This window comes from Streptomyces sp. NPDC029836 (assembly GCF_055574495.1).
This window is the reverse complement of record NZ_JBVHZI010000006.1, coordinates 1-22,969: the sequence shown is the minus strand read 5'-3', so window position 1 is coordinate 22,969 and position 22,969 is coordinate 1. Positions and strand designations below refer to the sequence as shown.

Sequence of the window (22,969 nt, the reverse complement as noted above, 5' to 3'; positions counted from 1 at the left end):
CTCCTGCCTACAGGCCCCCCGGCCCCTGAGCAACCGTCACCGGCCGCCGGAGGCTCGGGGCGGGTCAGTCGACGCGCCGGGCCGCCCCGAACAGGGCCGTCTCCTCCTCCGTTCCACGGGTCAGGACGAACTTCCGGTCCCGGGGCGTGCACCACAGCGTCACCCCGTCCCCCAGCGTGGGCAGCGCCTCCTCCGCCGATCGCGGCAGCCGCATCAGATCGCCGATCCGCGTCGCCTCGTCCGGAGACACCCGCTGCACGCCCACCAGCGCGGAACTCCGCAGCAGCCGGGGCGCGGTCGGGCTCAGGTACGGCAGCAGGGTCAGCACGCACTGCCAGGGGCCCGCCACCACCCGCCCCCGCGGCGGCCGCATCCCGCAGTCGCGGACCACCAGGACGGGACCGCCCGCCGACCCGGCCTGCGGCGGTACGCGGCCCACCTCGTGCACCGTGACGCACTGCTGCCCGGCGCCCGCCTCCCGGGCCAGGTCCGCCCACGCCGGCCCGCGTCCGCTCTCCACCACGACCCGGGCCCCCGTGGCGGCCGTGCGCAGCGCCAGCACCTGCGCCGTCCACAGGCCGCCGATCAGCGTGATCTCGTACGGGGAGGGGCGGTTGACGCCCAGCACCGCCGGACGGCCCTCGGCGTCCACGCCGATGACGACCCCGTCGTCCCCGACGGGCACCGCCAGCCGGTCCAGCTCCGCCGCCGTGACGACGTGCCGTCCCCGGCGCGGGCCGAGCAGCCCGGAGCCGCCCCGCGACGTTTCCCCGAACAGTCCCGATCCGCGCCTCACCGCGCACCACCCAGCGGCAGCGAGGCGAGCAGCCCCGGCACCTGCTCGCGGTCAAGCCGCACCACCCCGGCCCGTACACCGCGCGCGTTCCGCTCCAACTCGTGGCACGCCGCGACCAGTTCAGCGCCGTTGCGGCCCGTCACCCGGACGTGCCCGGTCAGCGCCACGCCGCGGCGCCCGGCCGGAGCCATCGTGAGGCTGAAGTTGACGGCGAGGGCGGGGAGCGCGGTCAGCAGCGCGACGAACTGCGGCAACTGCGCTTCCGAGCCGCCCAGTCGGGGCCAACGGCGGATCCAGTACGTGGTGTGCTGCCGGTCGTCGCAGCGCCAGGCGCGGGAGGTTTCCTCCGTGCGAAGGCCCGTGCCCGCCGGGCGGTCGGCCCGGGCGGGCGTCAGCGGGTGCGCGCAGGCGGAGGTGGCCAGCGCGGACGTCAACTCCTGTTCCGTCAGGACCGTGGTCCCGAAGCCGCAGCCGTCCAACCGGCTCGCCAACTGGTCGGCCACCCGTACCAGGCAGCGCCGCGCCCCCTCGGAACCGCCGCCGCGCGCGGCGACCGCCTCGGGGCACAGTTCCGGGTCGAGCTTGAGGGCGATCCAGGTCAGCCGTACGGCAGGGGTGCCCGCCAGGGCCTGGAGCGGGGCGTAGGAGCGGGCCGCCACCGACCCGGCCGGCAGGTGCGGCGCCGGGGCCGGCTGGGTGTACAGCACCAACTGCGCCGATTCCAACCGGATCCCGTCCACTTCGAGGACGTCCCGTACGACGGACAGCGGCAGCGGGTGCGCCGCCCGGTCCGGCCGCAGCGCGGCGGCGTCCGCGTCCACCCGCAGCACCGCCGTCAGGAAGGTGCCGTCGCCGACCATGCCGACGGGCCGCCGGTCGCGACCGCCGTACGTCAGCGTCCGCAGCGTCGGATCGGCCGCCCGCAGCGGCGCCGCCCCAGGGTCGGCGCGGGCCCGGCGTTGCCGGCCCCGTAGCGCGAGGGCGCTGCCGAGCCACTCGGCGAGGGGGAGCCGGTGGCGGCGTACGACCGCGAGGGCCACCAGAACCACGGCCACACCGCCGGCGGGCACCAGCAGCAGCGGCTCCAGGGCCCACGCCGCGAGCGGGACCGCGCCCGCCAGCTGGAGGAGTACGAGCTGTTGCAATCGAAACGGACCGCGCGCGCCGAGCCCCGGTGCCGGACGCGGTGTCACCCCTTCGTGCGAGGGCGCGGCCACGTCCTCACGCGGTTCCCTCACCTCGGAGTCCACACGCGTACCTCCCCCTCCGCGACGGATGGAACAGGCAACTTCCGGTGGGGCGCGGCCCCGGCCGCTCCACCCGCCCCTGCACCGATCCACCCTGACAGCAGCCGACTTGGCCGGCCGGAGGGACGCCGCGACGGTCGTCGCGGGCAGGTCGCCTCCCCGGCAAGGGGCATAGTAGGGGCCCGGTCCGGGAAGCGGGACCCGGGCCGGACGCGCGGACCGGGTGGTGCGGGGGAAGCAGGCGGTCTTGGCATCGCGACGCGATGAGCTCAATGCGTACACGTTTGCGAAGCGGCGTACGGTGGCCGCGTTCCTCCAACCCTCCGCCACCGGCAGCGAGGAGGGCGCCCCCAGGCCGCTGCGCGCGATCCTTCCCACGCTGATCGTCGGCGCCCTCGTCCTCGTCGGCTCCGGCGCCTGGGGCATGTTCAGACCGCAGGCGCCCAAGGGCTGGAACGAGCCCGGCGCCCGGGTCATCGTCGGGAGCCGGTCGACCACGCGCTACGTGATCCTCTCCACGGAGGAGGCCGGCTCGCACCGGAGCCGACTGCACCCGGTGCTGAACCTGGCCTCGGCCCGACTCCTCCTCGATCCACGGAAGTTCAAGGTCGTCCACGTCAAGGACGAGGTGCTGGACGCGGGCCGCCCGCCGCGCGGGCCCATCATCGGCATCCCCTACGCCCCCGACCGGCTGCCCGAGCCGAAGGACGCGGGGAAGCCCAAACGGTGGGCCGTCTGCCAGCGGCCCGGTGGCAACGGCCTCGGCGTGCAGAGCGCCGTCTTCGTCCTCGCCGACCGCGAGGCCGGCCCGCTCGACGGCACGCTCCGCACCACCGACCGACAGGTGCTGTACGTCCGTAGCACCGGCGCCGGGCGGCAGCGGTACCTGGTCGACGCGACGGGCACCAAGTACGCGTTCCCCGAGGGCGGGCCGGCGGCCGGCACCCTCACCACCGCCCTGGTCGGCGCCGACGCCACCCCGCAACCCGTCACCGAGCAGTGGCTGGCCACCCTCGACCCCGGCGACGACCTCGCCTTCCCGCGCCTGCCCGGCTCCCCCGGCGCGCACGCCGGCGTCCGGGGCCTGGCCGCCGCGGACAACCGGGTCGGCACGGTCCTGAGCGCCCAGACCGGCGCGGGCACCCAGTACTACGTCGTGTTGCCGGGCCGGGTCGCGCCCGTCACCGAGTTCATGGCCCGGTTGCTGATCGCCGCGCCCACCGCCGACGCCCTCGACCTGCACGGCAGGGCCCGTGAGGTCGACCTCCAGTCGCTGAGCCAGGACGTCCCGCCCTTCGGCGCGGACATCAAGTGGCCGCGCCGGCGCGGCGTCCGGATCAACGGGGTCGACGCCGCCGGCGGGGAGCCTGCGGGCACGCGGCGCGACACCGTCTGCAACGTCCTGCGCGCCGTCGACGCCGCCGGCGTCCCGACCCTGAGCACCTGGGCCGGCTCCGGTTTCCCCGTCGACATCACCGCGAGCGGCGCCGGCTCCTACGTCACCCCCGGCTCCGGCCTCCTCTACACCCAGGTCCAGGGCCGCCAGACCGCCGCCGGCGGCTCCCTGTTCCTGGTCACCGACACGGGCCTGCGCTACGCCGTCCCGGCGGACGGCAGCGGGAGCGACGGTGGGGGCGGCGGCGGGCGTGGCCGGCTCGGGGTCGGTGAGGCGCAGACGCGGTTGGGCTACGCCGACGTGGTTCCGCCCCCGGTGCCCATCGCCTGGTCGGAGTTCCTCTCCAAGGGGCCGCGTCTGGACACCGAATCCGCCCGCCGAACCCAGGGCTCATGAGCACGCCGCCCCGGAACCCGCGCGGTCTGCCGGCCTTCCCGTCGCGCGCCGCCCGGCTGGTGGCCGCCGCCGGCCTCCTCGCGGCCTGCGGGACGGCGGGAGCGCCCGCGCCGCAGTCCCCGTACGCCCGTGCCCCCGGGCTCGGGTTCGCCTCCGGGCTCGGGTTCGCCTCCGGGCTCGGGCTCGGGTTCGAGGGGACGGGCGAGTGCGCCTTCCCCATGAAGCGGCAGATCGCCGAGCGGCCCTGGGCCCTCCAACGGCTCCTCCTCGACGAACTGTGGGCCGGTACGAAGGGCAAGGGCGTGCGCGTCGCCGTCATCGACTCCGGGGTGGACCGCGCCAATCCGCAACTCGCCGGCGCCCTCGACACCGCCGCCGGGCGGGACTTCGTCGACCCGAAGGGCGGCGACGGCACGAACGACACCGTCGGGCACGGCACCAAGGTCGCCGGCATCATCGCGGCCCGCCCGCAGGCGGGCACCGGCTTCGTCGGCCTCGCCCCCGAGGCCACCCTCATCCCCATCCGGCACAACGACGGACAGGGCAGTGGCCTGGCCGCCCCCCTCGCCCGGGCCGTCGACCACGCCGTGGCCGCGGGCGCCCACGTCATCAACATCTCCCAGGACACCGACGCCCCGCTCGGCCCCGACTCCGACCTGGCCCGGGCCGTCCGACGGGCCCTGGCCCAGGACGTCGTCGTCGTCGCCTCGGCGGGCAACGACGGCCGGGCCGGACACCACCGCCGGACCTACCCGGCCGCCTTCCCCGGCGTCCTCGCGGTGGCCGCGTCCGACCGCAACAACGAACGCGCCGCGTTCTCCCAACCCGGCGACTTCATCGGGGTGGCCGCCCCCGGCGTCGACGTGGTCTCCACCGTCCCCGGCTTCGGGCAGTGCGTCGACAGCGGCACCAGCTTCTCCGCGCCCCACGTCGCCGGCGTCGCCGCCCTGCTGCGGGCGGAGCACCCCGGATGGAGCGCCCACGACGTGGTCCGGCAGATCCAGCACACGGCCGAACGCGGCATCAACGGCCGTGACGACCAGCTCGGTTGGGGAGTCGTCGACCCGGTGCGCGCCGTCACCCGGGACCTCGCGCCACCCGGACCCCCCGTCCCCGACCCGGGCCCGCCGCCGGCCATCGCCCCGCGAGCGGCCCCGCTGCACCTGTCCGAGACGGCGCAGGAACGCGAGGTACGGCTCGGTACGTACGCGCTCGGCGCGGGCGGGCTGCTCGTCGCCGTCATCGCCGGGACGGCGAACGTGCTGCGCGCGGCCCGCACCCGCCGAAACCGTTCGCGGTGAACCACACGAACGGGAACCGGACCGAGAACCGAACCGGAACCGAACCGGGAACCGGACCGAGAACCGGACCGAAACCGAACCGGGAACCGGACCAGGAACCGAACCGAGAAGCGAGGAGCTTCGGATGACGAACACCTTCGGACTTGCCGACGATCCGGTCGTCAGGGCCGCCCACAAGATCTCCGAGACGGCGAACGCCGTGACCACCCAGGCCCGGGAACTGGCCGACATCCTCGCCACCGCCGGCGCGGGCTGGACCGGCGCGGGCGCCGAGGGCTTCAAGAAGGCGCAGGCCGACCTGAACATCGACCACGACGAGATCCGTCGCCTGCTCGGCGTCCTGCACCACGCCGTCTCGCAGACCAAGAACCTCAGCAACGCGCAGGACGAGGAGGTCCGTTCGGCGTTCCGCACGATCACCCCGGGCCCGTCCGGCCTCGACGGCGTCTGACCCGAAGCCCTTTGCCCCCGCCCCACCCCCACCGCTGAAGGAGAACACCATGTCCGGCACCGACGGCTACACCCGCGTCCGGTACGAGAGCGTCCAGCAGATGGCCGACCGCATCCGGACCGTCTCCAACAACATCGTCAAGGACCTCGCCGAGATGGAGCAGGCCGTCAAGGTGGTCACCGACACCTGGGACGGCGAGGCGCACCTGGAGTACGTCGGCCTCCAGACGAAGTACCACCGCAGGGCCGACCACATGCGCCGACAGTTGGAGTCCGTCGCCCGGCTCATCGAACAGGGCAAGGGCGACTACCGCGCCACCGACATGAAGGCCTCGCGCCTGTTCACCGAGGCCTACTGAACCCCGTACGCGGCGCGGCGAAGGGGCGCGCCCGCATCGGGCACGCCCCTTCGTGAGCACCGGGACGCGCGGGTCCCCGCGGACGTCCGGTCCGGACCGGGCCTCAGGTGAGGTCGAACTCCCCGTCCCTCGCGCCGAGTACGAAGGCCTCCCACTCGGCGGCCGTGTACCGCAGCACGGTCTCCCGGTCCAGCGAGGACCGCATGGCCACCGCGCCCTCGGGCAGCTTGGCGATCTCGACCCGCTCCTCGTCGGGGCTGGTCCCGGGCGGGCCCTGCCACTCGACGCCGCTGATGTCGAGCGCGTACAGCTCGTCCTTCTCCTGCTGAGTGCCCATGTGCGGCCTTTCCCTCGGTTCCCTCGGTGGTGCGGGTGCTGCTCGGCCCTTCGCTGCCGATTATCGGCGGAACGCGGCTCCGGGGTGCGGTTTTCCGGGTGATGCCCGCTACACCCTCCGCGTCCACCCCGTCACACCGCCCGCGTCCACCCCGTCACACCCTCCGCGTCCGCTCCGCCGCGCCCACCGCCCCCGCCCCGTCACCCCTGCGGCATCCGTCCCAACTGCACCAACGAGGTGCCGCGCCGGCGCGAGACGAAGTGGCCGCGACCGGGGGGCATCGGGCGGGGGCGGACCGTGCCGAGCAGGTCCCCCTCGGACGGGTCGCCGGACAGCACCACGCCCTGCGCGCCCAGCTCCTTGATCCGCTGCATGAACGGCTCGTACAGCGCCCGCGAGGCGCCCGCCGAACTGCGCGCGATGACGAACCGGACGCCGGTGTCCCGGGCGAACGGCAGGAACTCGGTGAGCGCCGCCAGCGGATTGCCCTGGCCGGTGGCCACCAGGTCGTAGTCGTCGACGATGACGAACACGTCCGGGCCCGTCCACCAACTGCGGTCCCGCAACTGCTGCGGGGTGACGTCCGCCGGCGGTTGGCGCCGCGAGAACACCCCGACCAGCGCCTCCATGTGCAGGTGCAGCGAGTTCGCCGTCGGCGCGTACTCCAGCAGGTGCTCCTCCGGGAGGGCTCCGAGCAGCCCCCGTCGGTAGTCGCCGACGACCAGCTTCGCCTCGTCCGGGGTCCAGCGCCGGGCGATCTGGTGGGCGATGAGCCGCAGCAGGTTCGTCCGGCCCGACTCGCTCTCGCCGAACACCAGGAAGAACGGGTCCGCCGCGAAGTCGACGAACACCGGTTCCAGGTCCGTCTCGGCGATGCCGAACGCGATCCCGCGTTCCGGGAACTCCCCGCCCTTCGGCAGCCGGTCAGCGTGCAGTGACCTCGGCAGCAGGCGTACGCCGGGCGCCGGCGGCCCCGTCCAACCCGACCGCACCGCCGCCACGAAGGCCGTCGTCGCCGCCCCCAGGTCGTCCGTGCCGTGGCCCCCGTCGACGCGCGGCAGCGCCCCCAGGAAGTGCAGTCCCTCCGGCACCTGACCGCGACCCGGCACGCCCGCCGGTACGTTCGCCGCGACCCGCCGGTCGAACTCGGAGTCCATGACGTCGCCGAGCCGCAGTTCCAGTCGACCCGGCATCTGGTCCTTCAGCGCCGACCGGACCTCCATGTACCGGGACGCGGTGACCACCACGTGGATGCCGTATCCCAACCCCCGGGACGCGATGTCCGTGACCACCGGCTCCAGGCCCTCGTACTCGCCTCGGAAGCCGCCCCAGCCGTCGATCACGAGGAACACGTCGCCCCAGGCATCGCCGGGCAGCTCGCCCGCCGCCCGCCGCCGCCGGTACCCGTCCACGGAGTCGACGCCGTTCGCACGGAAGAACTCCTCGCGCCGGCCGAGGACGCCCGCCACCTCCGCGACCGTGCGCCGCACCCGTTCCGGGTCCAGCCGCGAGGCGATCCCGCCGACGTGCGGCAGCTCCGCCACCGACGCCAGGGCGCCACCGCCGAAGTCCAGCCCGTAGAACTGCACCTCGCGCGGGGTGTGCGTGAGCGCGAACGCGGAGATCAGCGTCCGCAACAGCGTCGACTTGCCCGACCGCGGACCGCCCACCACCAACAGGTGACCCGCCGCCCCCGAGAAGTCCCGGAGCAGCACCTCGCGCCGCTGCTCGAACGGCTTGTCGACCAACCCCAGCGGCACCACCAGGGCGCCGAGCCGCTCGTAAGCGGACGCGTGCAGCCCCCGCACGTCGTCCACCACCAGGGCGGGCAGTAGCCGGTCCAGCGGGGGAGCCTCGTCCAGCGGCGGCAACCACACCTGGTGCGCGGGCACCCCCTGCCCCTCCAACCGCCCCACGATCACGTCCAGCACCGTGTCGGCGAGCGCGTCGTCCCGGACCGGACGCGCGGGGTCCGCCCGGTCCACCGCGTCGGCGACCTCGGCCTCCGCGACCTGCGCCTCCGGGTGCGCCACCGCCACCGGCGCCGCCGTGAACAGCGCGGCCCGCCGCCGCGCCGGGCCCGGCCCGGCCACCGGTTCCGGGCCGCCCTCGCGGTGGGCGCCCGAGACGTACGCCGCCTTGAAGCGGGTCATCGCGTCCGTACCGGACTTCAGGTACCCCGAACCGGGCAGCGACGGAAGGTGGTAGGCGTCCGGCACGCCGATCGCCGTCCGGGACTCCGCCGCCGAGAAGGTCCGCAGCCCGATCCGGTACGACAGGTACGTGTCCAGCCCGCGCAACCGGCCCTCCTCCAGCCGCTGCGAGGCCAACAGCAGGTGCACGCCCAACGAACGCCCGATGCGGCCGATCCGGACGAACATGTCGATGAAGTCGGGCTTCGCCGTGAGCAGTTCGGAGAACTCGTCGATCACCAGGACCAGCGAGGCCAGCGGCTCCAACGGCGCACCGGCCGCGCGGGCCCGCTCGTAGTCGTGCAGGTTCGCGTAGTTGCCCGCCGCCCGCAGCAGCTCCTGCCGGCGCTGGAGCTCACCGCCGATCGAGTCACCCATCCGGTCGACCAGCGTCAGATCGTCCGCCAGGTTCGTGATCACGGCCGCGACGTGCGGCAGACGCCCCATCCCGGTGAACGTGGCGCCACCCTTGAAGTCCGCCAGGACGAAGTTCAACGTCCGCGAGTCGTGCGTCACCGCCAGCCCCAGCACCAGCGTGCGCAGCAGCTCCGACTTGCCCGAACCCGTCGCCCCCACGCACAACCCGTGCGGGCCCATGCCCTCCTGCGCGGCCTCCTTCAGGTCCAGCATCACCGGGCCACCGTCCTCACCCACCCCGATCGGCACCCGCAGCCGCTCCCCGGCCGACCGGGGCCGCCAGGTCCGCGCCACGTCCACGGCGGCCGCGTCGCCCAGGTCCAGCAGATCGGTGAAGTCCAGGTTCGCCAGCAGCGGCTCGTCGTCGTCCCCGCCGCCCGTGCGCAGCGGCGCCAACTGGCGGGCCAGCGCCTCGGCCGCCGGCAGCGACAGGAGGTCCGGGACGCCCTCGTACGCGTCCCCCGGCCCCGCCTCCAGCCGCATCAGCCCGGGCCGCACCACGATCGACAACCCGCCGCGCGGCTCTGCCGCCCCGCCCGCGACCACCTCCACGACGGTCACCCCCTGCAAGCCCTCCGGCGCCGCGAACACCGACTCCGGGGCCACCGTCGCCCCGTCGAGGACCAACACCAGGTGCGGCCGGTCCAGGAGCGGCGCCGCGTCCCGGCCGAACCGCGGCCGCCCCTCCAGCCGGGACGCCAACAACCCCTCCAACTCACCCAACTCGTCGCCGAACAGCCGCCGCGTACCGGCCCCGTCGAAGTGCCCCGGCAGCTGCGCGTGCGGCAGCCACTTCGTCCAGTCCCACGCCGGCGCCGCATCCGGCCCGACCGCCACCGCCACCAACAAGTCCTCGGGGGAGTGCAGCGTCACCAGCTGCGCCAGGAGCGCCCGTACCGCACCCCGCGCCGACGCCGCCTCGCCCGACACCGTCAGGTGGTAGAACGCCCGCACCGACACCGCCACCGGCAACCCGTCCAGGCAGGAGTGCACCTGGAGGAAGCGCTGCATCGCGCCCGCCGCCAACGGCTCCAGGTTCTCCACCGGCGCCGTCGGCGGCGCCACCGGCGCGGACGCGAGGCGCTGCGGACCCAGCCCCAACCGGGCCTGCCCGAAGTCCGTGTCACCGGAGCGCCGTTCCCACAGCCGGGACGGGTCCGCCGCCACCGCCCACAACTGCTCCGGCGCCGGATGCAGGTACCACTGCGCGTCGCGCTGCGCCCGCGCGGCGCGCCGCACCCGACGGCGCGTCCGCGCCAGATACGCCAGGTAGTCCCGGCGCACGTCCGCCATCTGCCCCTGCGTGCCCCGCCGGTGGCGGACCAGCTGCGCGACGACCATCGTCACCGTGGACATCAGCATCAGCACGCCCATGACGCGCATGAACGGGTGCGCCCCGGCCGACGGCAGGAAGAAGAACGCGGCCGACGACCCCATGCCGAGCATCGGCAGCAACTGCATCAGGACGCCCTCCTGCTGCCCCCGCGGCAGGGCCGGTGGCGGCTCCAACCGCACCTCTTCCGAGGGAACTTCCGGCGGCAGCGACCGGGGCGGGCGTTTGACGACGATCTGGCTCACCGGAGCACCAGTCCCTAGACGACGGCCGGGCCGCCACGGCCGGCGCCCCCCAACTCCCGCGTACGGAAGGGGAAAACCGTCGCGGGCCGGTGATCCTAGTGGCCGACCGGCCGCCCCCCGGCCCGGCTACGGTGACGCCCCGCGGCCCGCGCGCGACCGAACCGGAGGCCGCCGCGGGGCGCCGACAAGGAGGTCACACAGGTGAACACGGCCGGATCGACGGGATTTCGCAGGGTCACCGTCGTGGCCCCCGACAGCCGCGTCGACGTCGCCCTTCCGGAGGACCTCGCCGTCGCCGACGTGTACCCCGAACTGCTGCGCCTGACCCGCCCGCCGCAGCCCGTCGGCGCCCCCGCCGGCTTCCACCTCGTACGCCGCACCGGCGCCGTCCTCGACGGCGCCCGCACCCTGGCCGCCCAGCAGGTCCTCGACGGCGAGGTGCTCAACCTGCGGCCCTTCGCCGAGTCCCTGCCGCCCGCCGTGTTCGACGACGTCTGCGACGCCGTCGCCTCCGCCGTCGTCCGCGACCGCCGCCGCTGGGACGACGGCATGCTGCGCGGCGCGGGCCTGGCGGGCGCCGCCCTCCTCCTCGCCCTGCTCGCCGTCGTGCTGTGGTGCGCCGACCCGGTCCGCCACGACGTGCACGGCCTGCCCGGCGTCATCGCCGCCGCTCTCGGCCTCGCCCTGACCGCCGCCGCCGGGGCGCGCGCCCGCGTCCACCACGACCGGGCCTGCGCCGCCGCCCTCGGCCTCGGCGCCCTCCCGCTCCTGATGATCGCGGGCGCCGGCCTCGTCGCCCCCGCACCCGGCGCCGGACCGGGCCGCCTCCAGTTCCTCCTCGGCAGCGTCTGCGTCCTCGTCGCCTCCGTCGCCCTGATCGCCCTCAGCCCGCAGGGCGACGCCCCCTTCGTCGCCGCCGCCCTCCTCGCCTGCGCCGGCGCCCTCGCCGGCTTCGCCGCCCTCACCACCGGAGCCTCCGCGACCGGAGTCGCCGCCGTCTGCGCCCCCGTCGCCATCGGGCTGGTCGCCTTCCTCCCCGGCCTCGCGGCCCGCGGCGCCCGGCTGCCCATCGGCTACGCGTCCCCCCGCGACGCGACCGAGGACGCCTCGTACGCCACCACCCCCGACCCCGATCCGTACGGTGACGGCCCCGACCCCGGCCCGGCCCGCCTCCTCGACGCCGACCTCATCGCCGCCCGGGCCCGCCGGGGCCACGAACTGCTCCTCGGCCTGCTGGGCGGCTGCGCGGCCGTCGCCGTCGGCTCCGCCGCCGTCCTCGGCGCCTCGGACGACTCGTGGGCCCGGCTGCTCGCCCTCGCCACCGGACTGGCGATGCTCCTGCGGGCCCGCCTCTTCCGCCGCACCGCGCAGGTTGCCGTCGCCCTCACCGCCGGCATCGCCGCGATCGCCCTGCTCGCCCTGGCCCTGGCGGTCGCCGCCGACCCCCAGGGCGCCGGCCGGGACCTCCGTACGCTCTGGCTCTGCGCCGGCCTCGCCGCCGGTGCGGCCCTCCTCACGGGAATTGCGCTTGTCATCCCCCGCACGGGCCTGTCACCCTTCTGGGGACGGCTGCTCGACCTCACCGAGGCCGCCGTACTGCTCGGTCTGGTCCCGCTGACCCTGGCCGTGCTCGACATCCACGGCCGCGTCCGCTCGCTCACCGGCTGAGACGGCGGGACCCGCACGCCTGGTACGCTGTGTTACGGCCGTTTGTGTACGCGTCCGCCGGACTCCTCGACAGAGGGTCTGTGGACTGCGCTCAGCGGACCCCGCCTCCCGAGTCACGGAAGATCCCCAGAGAATTCGACCTGGGGCACTCGATGGCAACGAAGACCTATTACGAGGAGTACGCGTGCCGCTCGACGCCGCAGTGAAGAAGCAGCTCATCGCAGAGTTTGGTGCCAAGGAGGGCGACACCGGCTCCCCCGAGGTCCAGGTCGCGATGCTGTCCCGCCGCATCTCGGACCTGACCGAGCACCTCAAGACCCACAAGCACGACCACCACTCCCGTCGTGGTCTGCTGATCCTGGTCGGCCAGCGTCGCCGCCTGCTGCAGTACCTGGCCAAGAAGGACATCCAGCGCTTCCGCGCGCTGGTCGAGCGCCTCGGCATCCGTCGCGGTGCGGCCGGCGCCAAGTAAAGACGCTGTGAGGGGAGCGGTGCCCACGACGATGGGGCCGCTCCCTTTGCTGTACGTGCGCGAGGTACCGGACGCTTTGTAGTCTGGGGACAGCGCACAAGAGGAAGAGGAGGAGCGCCCTCCCTACGCCGCCGGTCCTCGGTAGTGGCATCCGGAAAGCCCCAGGAGGGCAGAGAACCGGGTGCTTCGATCGAAGACCGGCCCGCACGCCAGGAGCGCTTCTCCGCAACCGTCCACCACCACACGGGTGGCGGACGGAGACGACGAAAATGGAGATATCGCTAGTGGAGAACGAGACCCACTACGCCGAGGCCGTCATTGACAACGGTTCCTTCGGCACCCGCACCATCCGCTTCGAGACGGGCCGTCTGGCCCGCCAGGCCGCCGGCTCCGCCGTTGCCTACCTGGACGACGACACGATGGTGCTGTCCGCCACCACCGCGTCGAAGAAGCCCAAGGACCAGCTCGACTTCTTCCCCCTCACGGTGGACGTCGAGGAGCGGCAGTACGCGGCCGGCAAGATCCCCGGCTCCTTCTTCCGTCGTGAGGGCCGGCCCTCCGAGGACGCGATCCTCACCTGCCGCCTGATCGACCGCCCGCTGCGCCCGTCCTTCAAGAAGGGCCTGCGCAACGAGATCCAGGTCGTCGCGACGATCATGGCGCTCAACCCCGACCACCTGTACGACGTCGTCGCGATCAACGCCGCGTCCGCGTCCACCCAGCTGGCCGGCCTGCCCTTCTCCGGCCCGATCGGCGGCGTCCGCGTCGCGCTGATCCGCGGCCAGTGGGTCGCCTTCCCGACGCACACCGAGCTCGAGGACGCCGTCTTCGACATGGTCGTCGCGGGTCGCACCCTCGAAGACGGCGACGTCGCGATCATGATGGTCGAGGCCGAGGCCACCGAGAAGACCATCGCCCTCGTCAAGGGCGGCGCCGAGGCGCCGACCGAGGAGATCGTCGCCTCCGGTCTGGACGCCGCGAAGCCCTTCATCAAGGTCCTCTGCAAGGCCCAGGCCGACCTGGCCGCCAAGGCCGCCAAGCCCGAGGGCGAGTTCCCGGTCTTCCTGGACTACCAGGACGACGTGTTCGAGGCCCTCTCGGCCGCGGTCAAGGGCGAGCTCACCCAGGCGCTGACCATCGCGGGCAAGCAGGAGCGCGAGGCCGAGCTGGACCGCGTCAAGGAGATCGCCGCCGCGAAGCTCCTCCCGGCCTTCGAGGGCCGCGAGAAGGAGATCTCCGCCGCCTACCGCAGCCTGACCAAGGCCGTGGTCCGCGAGCGCGTCATCAAGGACAAGGTCCGCATCGACGGCCGCGGGCTCACGGACATCCGTACCCTCGCCGCCGAGGTCGAGGCCATCCCGCGCGTGCACGGCTCGGCGCTGTTCGAGCGTGGCGAGACCCAGATCCTGGGCGTCACCACCCTCAACATGCTCCGCATGGAGCAGCAGCTGGACACCCTCTCCCCGGTGACCCGCAAGCGCTACATGCACAACTACAACTTCCCGCCGTACTCCGTCGGCGAGACCGGCCGCGTCGGTTCGCCGAAGCGCCGCGAGATCGGCCACGGCGCGCTCGCCGAGCGCGCGATCGTGCCGGTCCTGCCGACCCGCGAGGAGTTCCCCTACGCGATCCGTCAGGTGTCCGAGGCCCTCGGCTCCAACGGTTCGACGTCCATGGGTTCGGTCTGCGCCTCCACCATGTCGCTGCTGAACGCCGGTGTGCCCCTCAAGGCCCCCGTCGCCGGCATCGCCATGGGCCTGATCTCCCAGGAGATCGACGGCAAGACCCACTACGTCGCCCTCACCGACATCCTCGGTGCGGAGGACGCGTTCGGCGACATGGACTTCAAGGTCGCCGGCACCAAGGAGTTCGTCACCGCGCTCCAGCTCGACACCAAGCTCGACGGCATCCCCGCCTCCGTCCTGGCCGCGGCCCTGACGCAGGCCCGTGACGCCCGCCTCCACATCCTCGACGTGATGATGGAAGCGATCGACACGCCGGACGAGATGTCCCCGAACGCCCCGCGGATCATCACGGTCAAGATCCCCGTGGACAAGATCGGTGAGGTCATCGGCCCCAAGGGCAAGATGATCAACCAGATCCAGGAGGACACCGGCGCCGAGATCACGATCGAGGACGACGGCACCATCTACATCGGTGCCTCCGACGGCCCGGCCGCCGAGGCCGCCCGCGCCACGATCAACGCGATCGCCAACCCGACCATGCCGGAGGTCGGCGAGCGGTACCTGGGTACGGTCGTCAAGACCACCACCTTCGGTGCCTTCGTCTCCCTCATGCCCGGCAAGGACGGCCTGCTGCACATCTCGCAGATCCGCAAGCTCGCCGGTGGCAAGCGCGTGGAGAACGTCGAGGACGTGCTCGCGGTCGGCGCCAAGGTGCAGGTCGAGATCGCCGAGATCGACCAGCGCGGCAAGCTGTCCCTGATCCCCGTGATCGACGGCGAGGCCGCCGGTGACGACGCTGACAAGGACGACTCCGACAAGTGACGTCGCGTAGTTCCCGTGTGACGGCCCGCCCCTCTTCGGAGGGGCGGGCCGTCGCCCGTACCCAAACCCTGCTCAAGGGGCAGAACGGCATCGGCACCGTCCGACGCACCGTCCTGCCCGGCGGACTGCGCATCGTCACCGAGACGCTGCCCTCCGTCCGCTCCGCCACCTTCGGCATCTGGGCGAACGTGGGCTCCCGGGACGAGACGCCCACGCTCAACGGAGCCACCCACTACCTGGAGCACCTCCTCTTCAAGGGCACCGACAAGCGCAGTGCCCTCGACATCTCCTCCGCGATCGACGCGGTCGGCGGGGAGATGAACGCCTTCACGGCGAAGGAGTACACCTGCTACTACGCCCGGGTGCTCGACACCGACCTGCCGCTGGCCATCGACGTGGTCTGCGACATGCTCACCGGCTCGCTGATCCGCGAGGAGGACGTCGTCGCCGAACGCGGCGTCATCCTCGAAGAGATCGCGATGACCGAGGACGATCCGGGCGACGTGGTCCACGACCTGTTCGCCCGGACCATGTACGGGGACTCGCCGCTCGGCCGCCCCGTCCTCGGCACCGTCGACACGATCAACGCCCTCGGCGCCGACCGGATCCGCCGCTTCTACAAGAAGCACTACGATCCGACCCGCCTGGTCGTCGCCGCGGCCGGCAACGTCGACCACGACAAGGTCGTACGCCAGGTCCGCGCGGCCTTCGAGAAGGCCGGCGCGCTCACCCGCACCGACGCCGAGCCCGTGGGCCCCCGTACCGGCACCAAGCGGATCCGCACCGCCGGCCGGGTCGAACTCGTCAACCGCAGGACCGAGCAGGCGCACGTCGTCCTCGGCATGCCGGGCCTCGCCCGCACCGACGAACGCCGCTGGGCCCTGGGCGTCCTGAACACCGCCCTCGGCGGAGGCATGTCCTCCCGCCTCTTCCAGGAGGTCCGCGAGAAGCGCGGACTGGCCTACAGCGTGTACTCGTACACCTCGGGTTTCGCCGACACCGGCCTGTTCGGCGTCTACGCCGGCTGCCGGCCCAACCAGGTCCACGACGTGCTGCGGATCTGCCGCGACGAACTGGACAAGGTCGCCACCGACGGCCTCGACGACGACGAGATCCGCCGCGCCATCGGCCAGCTCTCCGGCTCCACCGTCCTCGGCCTGGAGGACACCGGCGCGATCATGAACCGCATCGGCAAGAGCGAGCTCTGCTGGGGCGACCAGATGTCCGTCGACGACATGCTGGCCCGGATCGCCGCCGTGACCCCGGACGACGTCCGCGCGGTCGCCCGGGACGTACTCGCCCGGCGCCCCTCCCTCGCGGTGATCGGCCCGCTGAAGGAGAAGCAGGCCGCCCGCCTCGACGAAGCGGTCGCCTAGCTCCGTACGGGCTCCGGCCCGTACCCGTAACAAGGCTGCACACACTTGAGGCCGCACACACTTAAGGACGGAACATGAGCAAGCTGCGCGTGGCGGTCCTCGGCGCCCGGGGCCGCATCGGCTCCGAGGCGGTCAAGGCCGTCGAGGCCGCCGAGGACATGGAGCTGGTGGCGGCCCTCGGCCGCGGCGACAAGCTGGAGACGCTGGCCGAGGCCGGCGCCCAGGTCGTGGTCGAGCTGACCACGCCCGACTCCGTGATGGAGAACCTGGACTTCCTCGTCCGCCACGGCATCCACGGCGTCGTCGGCACCACCGGCTGGACCGAGGACCGCCTCGGGCAGCTGAACACCTGGCTGGCCGGCTCGCCGGAGACCGGGGTGCTCATCGCCCCGAACTTCTCCATCGGCGCCGTCCTCACCATGAAGTTCGCCGTCCAGGCCGCCCGCTACTTCGAATCCGTCGAAGTGGTCGAACTGCACCACCCGAAGAAGGTCGACGCGCCCTCCGGCACCGCGACCCGCACGGCGCAGCTCATCGCGGCCGCCCGCGCCGAGGCCGGTCTCGGCGCGCAGCCCGACGCCACCACCACCGCCCTCGACGGCGCCCGCGGCGCGGACGTCGACGGGGTCCCGGTGCACGCCGTCCGCCTCCGGGGCCTGCTGGCCCACCAGGAGGTGCTGCTCGGCAGCGAGGGCGAGACCCTCACCATCCGACACGACTCCCTGCACCACAGCAGCTTCATGCCGGGCATCCTGCTCGGCGTGCGCCGCGTGACGCAGACCCCGGGCCTCACCTTCGGCCTGGAAAACTTCCTCGACCTCGGCTGATGAGGCAGTAGTCCCATGCGCGCGAAGATCACCTACTTCATCACGGCCGCCGTCCTGGTCGTCTACTTCGTCCTGGTCGGCAGCCGGGGGCTGATGCTGCTCCGGCAGGGCACCTGGATCACCGTCACCTTCGGCGTGGCCGTGCTGATCCTCCCCGTCATCGGCGTGTGGTTCCTCTGGAAGAACACCCAGTTCGTCACCCGGGCCAACCAGCTCGCGACCGAACTGGAGGCCGAGGGCGGCCTGCCCGAGGACGAGTTGGAGCGCGACGAGTACGGCCGGATCCTGCGGGACTCCGCCGACGAGGTCTTCGCGCGCCGCAAGGCCGAGACCGAGGACGCGCCGGGGGACTGGCGCAGTTGGTTCCGCCTCGCCGTCGCCTACCACGACGCCCGCGACACCCCGCGCGCCCGCAAGGCGATGCAGCGCGCCATCGCCCTGCACGCGGGAAAGCCCGTACGGGTCTGATTCCCCGTACGGGCTTTCCGGCGGCGTCCGCGGCGCGTCAGGCCGGTACGGGGCGGTACTCCCGCGCCCACGCCTCCAGCGTCCCGGCGGCCCGGTCGAAGGCCTCGCCCCGGGACAGGAAGTCGGCGTTGTGGTCGGTCAGCAGGACCGGCAGCCCCGGACCGGAACTGCCGGCCACCGTCAGGGCCTGACCCTGGACGGTCCGGGGCAGCCCCAGCCAGCGCACCGGCTGCTGCACCGTACGGATGGCGTCGATCTGGCTCCATGCGACGGAACGGGTCCGGAAGAACCCGACCCGTCGCAGCCCGTACGGGCTCACCCAGACGCCCGTACGGAGGATCCGCAGCGCGGAGCCGACGACGAGGAGCGAGGCGGCCAGGCCGACGCCCGCGCCCAGCCAGGTGCCCGCGAAGGCGATGATCATCGTGGCCAGCAGCATGAAGGCCGCCAGCAGGAGCAGTACGGCCGCTCCGGCCACGCGCCAGGGACCGGGTCGGTAGGGCCGGCGCCAGCGCTCCGGATCCGCGTGGGGGAGGGCTTCGTCCTCATGTACGTCGAAAACGCCGTCGGCCGTCAAGAAGGGCAGGGGCACGGCAGGACCTCACTCACGTGCACGTTCGATTGGGCAGTGCCCGTGAGGCTACCGTCCTTCGGACGCCTCGGACTGCTGCGCCTTCCCGGTCGCCTCGTACGGCTGCAGTGCGGGCATCCCGAGGAGCAACGAGCCGACGAGCCCCGCCACCACGGTCAGTCCGACCAGACTACGGGCGGCGATCTGAGTCCTGCTCAGACTCTCGCGCGGCGGCGGAGTGACGTTACTGCGGAAACGGTCGGCCTCGGCGACGAAGGCGAACGGGACGGGTTCGCGCCGGCGAAACACAGGAGCGACTCTCCTCACGATCAGGGCCCGGAGGCCGTGGGGGCGGGACGGAAGAAGTTCTCCCTGTAGGACGTACGAACGCCCCGATCGGTGCCTGAAATCGGGACATCAACCAAAAAACTTGGCACCCCGTCAGCTGTACGGGGGACCCCGGCGCCCTCCGCGGCTGCGCGGGGACCCACCGTGCGCGCCGTAGAGTGGGCGCGCCCCAGGTAAGACCGTTCGGAAGGACCCCGTGTGAGCGAGACCGCTGCTTCAGACCTGAAACCCAGCTTCCGTAGCGAGGTGACGGTGGAGCTGGTGAAGCACTCCGCCGCCGACTCCGACGTGCTGTGGGCAGCCCGCGTCTCCACGGCCGGCGAGCAGTCCCTGGAGGAGCTCCAGAAGGACCCCGAGCGTTCCAAGGGCCTCATCAACTACCTGATGCGCGACCGCCACGGCAGTCCCTTCGAGCACAACTCGATGACGTTCTTCATCAGCGCCCCGATCTTCGTCTTCCGCGAGTTCATGCGGCACCGCGTGGGTTGGTCCTACAACGAGGAGTCCGGCCGCTACAGGGAGCTCCAGCCGGTCTTCTACGTCCCCGACGCCGAGCGCAAGCTCGTCCAGGAGGGCCGCCCGGGCAAGTACGTCTTCGTCGAGGGCACCGAGGCGCAGCAGGAGCTGACGGGTCGGGTCATGGAGGACTCGTACCGCCAGGCCTACGAGGCGTACCAGGAGATGCTGGCGGCGGGCGTGGCCCGCGAGGTCGCCCGTTCGGTCCTGCCGGTCGGTCTCTTCTCCTCGATGTACGCCACCTGCAACGCGCGCTCGCTCATGCACTTCCTCGGTCTGCGCACCCAGCACGAGCTGGCGGCGGTCCCGTCCTTCCCGCAGCGGGAGATCGAGATGGTCGGCGAGAAGATGGAGCAGCACTGGGCGGGGCTCATGCCGCTGACCTACGCCGCCTTCAACGGCAACGGCCGCGTTGCCCCGTAAGGCTCGACGCACGTGCGGCGTACACATGTACGGAGACAAGTCCCAAGTGTCCGTATTGCGGCGTTTCGCAAAGTTCATCTAGGCTGATCAAACGGACCCGGCACTGCTTGAACCCCCGAGCAGGCAGTGCCGGGATCCAACAACCTCCGAGGCCACGACTCGGAGGTTCCCCCTGTTGACGTCACCCGAGGGGACATCGCGAGCGTGGCAGCGAGTAGCGTGTTACCCATGGCTCCGATCTCGACTCCGCAGACCCCCTTCGGGCGGGTCCTCACCGCCATGATCACGCCGTTCACGGCGGATGGCGCACTTGACCTCGACGGCGCGCAGCGTCTCGCCGTCCATCTGGTGGACGCAGGCAACGACGGCCTGATCATCAACGGCACCACCGGTGAGTCGCCCACGACCACCGACGCGGAGAAAAACGACCTGGTACGAGCCGTACTGGAGGCGGTCGGCGACCGCGCCCACGTCGTCGCCGGCATCGGTACGAACGACACCCGCCACACCCTGGAGCTGGCCCGCCAGGCCGAGCGCACCGGCGCCCACGGCCTGCTCGCCGTCACCCCGTACTACAGCAAGCCGCCGCAGGAGGGCCTCTACCGGCACTTCACGGCCATCGCCGACGCGACCGGGCTTCCGGTCATGCTCTACGACATCCCCGGCCGCAGCGGCGTCCCGATCGATACCGAAACCCTGGTCCGGCTCGCCGAGCACCCCCGTATCGTTGCCAACAAGGACGCCAAGGGTGACCTCGGCCGCGCCGGCTGGGCCATCGCCCAGAGCGGCCTGGCCTGGTACTCGGGTGACGACATGCTGAACCTGCCGCTCCTGTCGATCGGCGCGGTCGGCTTCGTCTCGGTGGTCGGCCACGTGGTCACCCCCGAGCTGCGCGCCATGCTCGAAGCCCACCTCGGCGGCGACGTGCAGAAGGCCACCGAGATCCACCAGAAGCTGCTCCCCGTCTTCACCGGCATGTTCCGCACCCAGGGCGTGATGACCACCAAGGGCGCGCTGAACCTGCAGGGCCTGCCCGCGGGCCCGCTGCGACTCCCGCTGGTCGAGCTGTCCGCCGAAGAGACGGCGCAGCTCAAGATCGATCTTGCCGCGGGTGGGGTACAGCTCTGACAACAGACTTCACAACTGAACACGCAAGACCACAACAGACGAACGCAAGTGCACGAATGACATGCGCGCCACGTGCCTTCAGGGGTACGTGGCGCGCGTGGTGAAGGAGAAACTTTTGAGCCACCCGCACCCTGAACTCGGTCCGCCGCCGAAGCTCCCGAAGGGCGGCCTCCGGGTCACCCCGCTGGGCGGTCTCGGCGAGATCGGCCGAAACATGACCGTCTTCGAGTTCGACGGTCGCCTGCTGATCGTTGACTGCGGCGTCCTCTTCCCCGAGGAGGAGCAGCCCGGCATCGACCTGATCCTGCCGGACTTCTCGTCCATCCGGGATCGCCTCGACGACATCGAGGGCATCGTCCTCACGCACGGCCACGAGGACCACATCGGCGCCGTCCCGTACCTCCTGCGGGAGAAGCCGGACATCCCGCTGATCGGCTCCAAGCTGACCCTCGCCCTCATCGAGGCGAAGCTCCAGGAGCACCGCATCCGCCCCTACACCCTTGAGGTGAAGGAGGGCGAGCGCGAGGGCCTGGGCCCGTTCGACTGCGAGTTCATCGCCGTCAACCACTCCATCCCGGACGCCCTGGCCGTGGCCATCCGCACCGGCGCCGGCATGGTCGTCTGCACGGGCGACTTCAAGATGGACCAGCTCCCGCTGGACAACCGACTGACCGACCTCCACGCGTTCGCGCGGCTGAGCGAGGAGGGCATCGACCTCCTCCTCTCCGACTCGACGAACGCCGAGGTCCCGGGCTTCGTCCCGCCGGAGCGCGACATCTCGAACGCCATCCGCGGCGTCTTCGCGAGCGCCCAGAAGCGGATCATCGTGGCCTCGTTCGCGAGCCACGTGCACCGCATCCAGCAGATCCTGGACGCCGCCCACGAGTACGGCCGTCGGGTCGCCTTCGTCGGCCGTTCCATGGTCCGCAACATGGGCATCGCCCGTGACCTGGGCTACCTCCGGGTCCCGGCCGGTCTCGTCGTCGACGTCAAGACCCTCGACGACCTGCCGGACGACGAGGTCGTGCTGGTCTGCACGGGCTCGCAGGGCGAGCCGATGGCGGCCCTGTCCCGCATGGCCAACCGCGACCACCAGATCAGGATCGTCCCCGGCGACACCGTGATCCTGGCGTCGTCCCTGATCCCGGGCAACGAGAACGCGGTCTACCGCGTGATCAACGGCCTGACCCGCTGGGGCGCCAACGTCGTGCACAAGGGCAACGCCAAGGTGCACGTCTCCGGTCATGCCTCCGCGGGCGAGCTGTTGTACTTCTACAACATCTGCAAGCCGCGGAACCTCATGCCGGTGCACGGCGAATGGCGCCACCTGCGCGCCAACGCCGAGCTCGGCGCGATGACGGGTGTCCCCAAGGACCGCATCGTCATCGCCGAGGACGGCGTGGTCGTCGACCTGATCGACGGCAAGGCCCGCATCGCGGGCAAGGTCCAGGCCGGTTACGTCTACGTCGACGGCCTCTCGGTCGGCGACGTGACCGAGGCCTCGCTCAAGGACCGTCGCATCCTCGGGGACGAGGGCATCGTCTCGGTCTTCGTCGTGGTGGACAGCACCACGGGCAAGGTCGTGAGCGGTCCGACCGTGCAGGCCCGCGGCTCCGGCATCGAGGACTCCGCCTTCACGGCGATCCTGCCGAAGATCGAGGAAGCCATCGCACGCGCCGCCGCCGACGGCGTGGCCGAGCCGCACCAGATCCAGCAGCTGATCCGCCGCATCATGGGCAAGTGGGTCTCCGACGGCTACCGCCGGCGCCCGATGATCCTGCCGGTCGTGGTCGAGGTCTGACCTCGCCCGTAGCGACCACACCGGAGCGGGGCAACCGGATTTGCATCCGGGGGCCCCGCTCCAGTACGTTTACGTCTCCACCTCGCAGGGCCCCGAGCACATACGTGCGCCCGGACGGTTCGCGAGCGGGTGGGATCGATGGCCCAGGGAGACCTGATAAAGTCTGATCCGCCCGAAAGGGAAAGGCCCCCCGAAGGCCATCGGAATTCAAACCCTCGTCGGAAACGACACGGAAATGAATCTGATAGAGTCGGAATCGCCGGAAAGGGAAAAGCGCGAAAGCGCAGGACCTGGAAAGCACCGAGGAAATCGGGCCCGAGAGAGTCTGATAGAGTCGGAAACGCAAGAACAGAACAACACAGAACGAAAGCCCGGAGGAAAGCCCGAGAGGGTGA

At 72.2% G+C, this 22,969-nt stretch carries 19 protein-coding genes; 13 read left to right on the top strand and 6 right to left on the bottom strand.

Translation table 11 applies throughout. The annotated features are described in order from the left end of the window. Positions 1-64 precede the first annotated feature (64 nt). The gene (locus ACZ4XJ_RS18715) at positions 65-796 is read right to left on the bottom strand and encodes a hypothetical protein (protein WP_362875961.1); all 732 of its coding nucleotides are present in this window, start codon (positions 794-796) and stop codon (positions 65-67) included. Further along, a complete protein-coding gene (eccE, locus tag ACZ4XJ_RS18710; protein ID WP_468496967.1) occupies positions 793-2,073 on the bottom strand; it encodes a type VII secretion protein EccE in 1,281 nt (426 codons plus the stop codon). Before eccE ends, ACZ4XJ_RS18715 begins: the two co-directional genes overlap by 4 nt. Positions 2,074-2,290: 217 nt before the next feature. Between eccE and eccB the strand changes: the two genes are divergently transcribed. From eccB to ACZ4XJ_RS18690, 4 genes are all read left to right on the top strand, one after another. After that, positions 2,291-3,835 (top strand): type VII secretion protein EccB, encoded by a 1,545-nt coding sequence (eccB, locus tag ACZ4XJ_RS18705; protein ID WP_468496772.1) that lies wholly within the window; start codon positions 2,291-2,293, stop codon positions 3,833-3,835. Then, on the top strand, positions 3,832-5,136 hold the full coding sequence (gene mycP / locus ACZ4XJ_RS18700; protein ID WP_468496771.1) for a type VII secretion-associated serine protease mycosin: 1,305 nt from the start codon (positions 3,832-3,834) through the stop codon (positions 5,134-5,136). Before eccB ends, mycP begins: the two co-directional genes overlap by 4 nt. A gap of 124 nt (positions 5,137-5,260) precedes the next feature. Further along, complete coding sequence (locus tag ACZ4XJ_RS18695; RefSeq protein ID WP_362875963.1) at positions 5,261-5,587, top strand: WXG100 family type VII secretion target; 327 nt, start codon at positions 5,261-5,263, stop codon at positions 5,585-5,587. Positions 5,588-5,636: 49 nt separating this feature from the next. After that, positions 5,637-5,945 carry a WXG100 family type VII secretion target gene (locus ACZ4XJ_RS18690; RefSeq protein WP_362875964.1) on the top strand — a complete coding sequence of 103 codons (309 nt, stop codon included), beginning with the start codon at positions 5,637-5,639 and terminating at the stop codon, positions 5,943-5,945. A gap of 103 nt (positions 5,946-6,048) precedes the next feature. On the opposite strand, the gene ACZ4XJ_RS18685 is transcribed toward ACZ4XJ_RS18690, so the two are convergent. Then, positions 6,049-6,282, bottom strand: a complete 234-nt coding sequence (locus ACZ4XJ_RS18685) for a DUF397 domain-containing protein (RefSeq protein WP_266573624.1) — start codon at positions 6,280-6,282, stop codon at positions 6,049-6,051. Positions 6,283-6,482: 200 nt separating this feature from the next. Then, positions 6,483-10,469, bottom strand: coding sequence for a type VII secretion protein EccCa (gene eccCa, locus ACZ4XJ_RS18680; RefSeq protein ID WP_468496770.1), 3,987 nt, complete (start codon positions 10,467-10,469; stop codon positions 6,483-6,485). A 201-nt stretch (positions 10,470-10,670) separates the two neighbouring features. Between eccCa and eccD the strand changes: the two genes are divergently transcribed. The 6 genes from eccD to ACZ4XJ_RS18650 all read left to right on the top strand — a co-directional run bounded on the left by eccD (position 10,671) and on the right by ACZ4XJ_RS18650 (position 17,787). Continuing rightward, on the top strand, positions 10,671-12,137 hold the full coding sequence (gene eccD, locus ACZ4XJ_RS18675) for a type VII secretion integral membrane protein EccD (RefSeq protein WP_468496769.1): 1,467 nt from the start codon (positions 10,671-10,673) through the stop codon (positions 12,135-12,137). A 184-nt stretch (positions 12,138-12,321) separates the two neighbouring features. Further along, positions 12,322-12,609: a 30S ribosomal protein S15 gene (gene rpsO, locus ACZ4XJ_RS18670; protein WP_267011887.1), complete on the top strand. Its 288-nt coding sequence runs from the start codon at positions 12,322-12,324 to the stop codon at positions 12,607-12,609. A 284-nt stretch (positions 12,610-12,893) separates the two neighbouring features. Next, positions 12,894-15,116, top strand: coding sequence for a polyribonucleotide nucleotidyltransferase (locus ACZ4XJ_RS18665; RefSeq protein ID WP_362875987.1), 2,223 nt, complete (start codon positions 12,894-12,896; stop codon positions 15,114-15,116). Then, on the top strand, positions 15,113-16,492 hold the full coding sequence (locus tag ACZ4XJ_RS18660) for a M16 family metallopeptidase (protein ID WP_468496768.1): 1,380 nt from the start codon (positions 15,113-15,115) through the stop codon (positions 16,490-16,492). Before ACZ4XJ_RS18665 ends, ACZ4XJ_RS18660 begins: the two co-directional genes overlap by 4 nt. 74 nt (positions 16,493-16,566) lie before the next feature. Then, positions 16,567-17,319, top strand: coding sequence for a 4-hydroxy-tetrahydrodipicolinate reductase (gene dapB / locus ACZ4XJ_RS18655; RefSeq protein ID WP_362875969.1), 753 nt, complete (start codon positions 16,567-16,569; stop codon positions 17,317-17,319). A gap of 15 nt (positions 17,320-17,334) precedes the next feature. Next, complete coding sequence (locus ACZ4XJ_RS18650; RefSeq protein WP_388901780.1) at positions 17,335-17,787, top strand: tetratricopeptide repeat protein; 453 nt, start codon at positions 17,335-17,337, stop codon at positions 17,785-17,787. Positions 17,788-17,824: 37 nt separating this feature from the next. Here the strand turns inward: ACZ4XJ_RS18650 and ACZ4XJ_RS18645 are convergent, their stop codons facing one another. Continuing rightward, positions 17,825-18,379: a PH domain-containing protein gene (locus ACZ4XJ_RS18645; protein WP_468496767.1), complete on the bottom strand. Its 555-nt coding sequence runs from the start codon at positions 18,377-18,379 to the stop codon at positions 17,825-17,827. A gap of 48 nt (positions 18,380-18,427) precedes the next feature. Further along, positions 18,428-18,667, bottom strand: a complete 240-nt coding sequence (locus ACZ4XJ_RS18640) for a hypothetical protein (RefSeq protein WP_362875972.1) — start codon at positions 18,665-18,667, stop codon at positions 18,428-18,430. A gap of 237 nt (positions 18,668-18,904) precedes the next feature. Between ACZ4XJ_RS18640 and thyX the strand changes: the two genes are divergently transcribed. The 3 genes from thyX to ACZ4XJ_RS18625 all read left to right on the top strand — a co-directional run bounded on the left by thyX (position 18,905) and on the right by ACZ4XJ_RS18625 (position 22,574). Then, the gene (gene thyX / locus ACZ4XJ_RS18635; protein ID WP_362875973.1) at positions 18,905-19,645 is read left to right on the top strand and encodes an FAD-dependent thymidylate synthase; all 741 of its coding nucleotides are present in this window, start codon (positions 18,905-18,907) and stop codon (positions 19,643-19,645) included. A gap of 228 nt (positions 19,646-19,873) precedes the next feature. Then, positions 19,874-20,773, top strand: a complete 900-nt coding sequence (gene dapA, locus ACZ4XJ_RS18630; protein WP_362875974.1) for a 4-hydroxy-tetrahydrodipicolinate synthase — start codon at positions 19,874-19,876, stop codon at positions 20,771-20,773. Positions 20,774-20,888: 115 nt separating this feature from the next. After that, positions 20,889-22,574 carry a ribonuclease J gene (locus ACZ4XJ_RS18625; protein WP_362875975.1) on the top strand — a complete coding sequence of 562 codons (1,686 nt, stop codon included), beginning with the start codon at positions 20,889-20,891 and terminating at the stop codon, positions 22,572-22,574. Positions 22,575-22,969 lie beyond the last annotated feature (395 nt).

Excerpts from the sequence above, each read along its gene's own strand:
- ACZ4XJ_RS18690 (WP_362875964.1), top strand. The coding sequence starts at position 5,637 with ATGTCCGGCACCGACGGCTACACCCGCGTCCGGTACGAGAGCGTCCAG.
- dapB (WP_362875969.1), top strand. The coding sequence starts at position 16,567 with ATGAGCAAGCTGCGCGTGGCGGTCCTCGGCGCCCGGGGCCGCATCGGC.
- dapA (WP_362875974.1), top strand. The coding sequence starts at position 19,874 with ATGGCTCCGATCTCGACTCCGCAGACCCCCTTCGGGCGGGTCCTCACC.
- ACZ4XJ_RS18650 (WP_388901780.1), top strand. The coding sequence starts at position 17,335 with ATGCGCGCGAAGATCACCTACTTCATCACGGCCGCCGTCCTGGTCGTC.
- ACZ4XJ_RS18695 (WP_362875963.1), top strand. The coding sequence starts at position 5,261 with ATGACGAACACCTTCGGACTTGCCGACGATCCGGTCGTCAGGGCCGCC.
- mycP (WP_468496771.1), top strand. The coding sequence starts at position 3,832 with ATGAGCACGCCGCCCCGGAACCCGCGCGGTCTGCCGGCCTTCCCGTCG.
- ACZ4XJ_RS18685 (WP_266573624.1), bottom strand. The coding sequence starts at position 6,282 with ATGGGCACTCAGCAGGAGAAGGACGAGCTGTACGCGCTCGACATCAGC.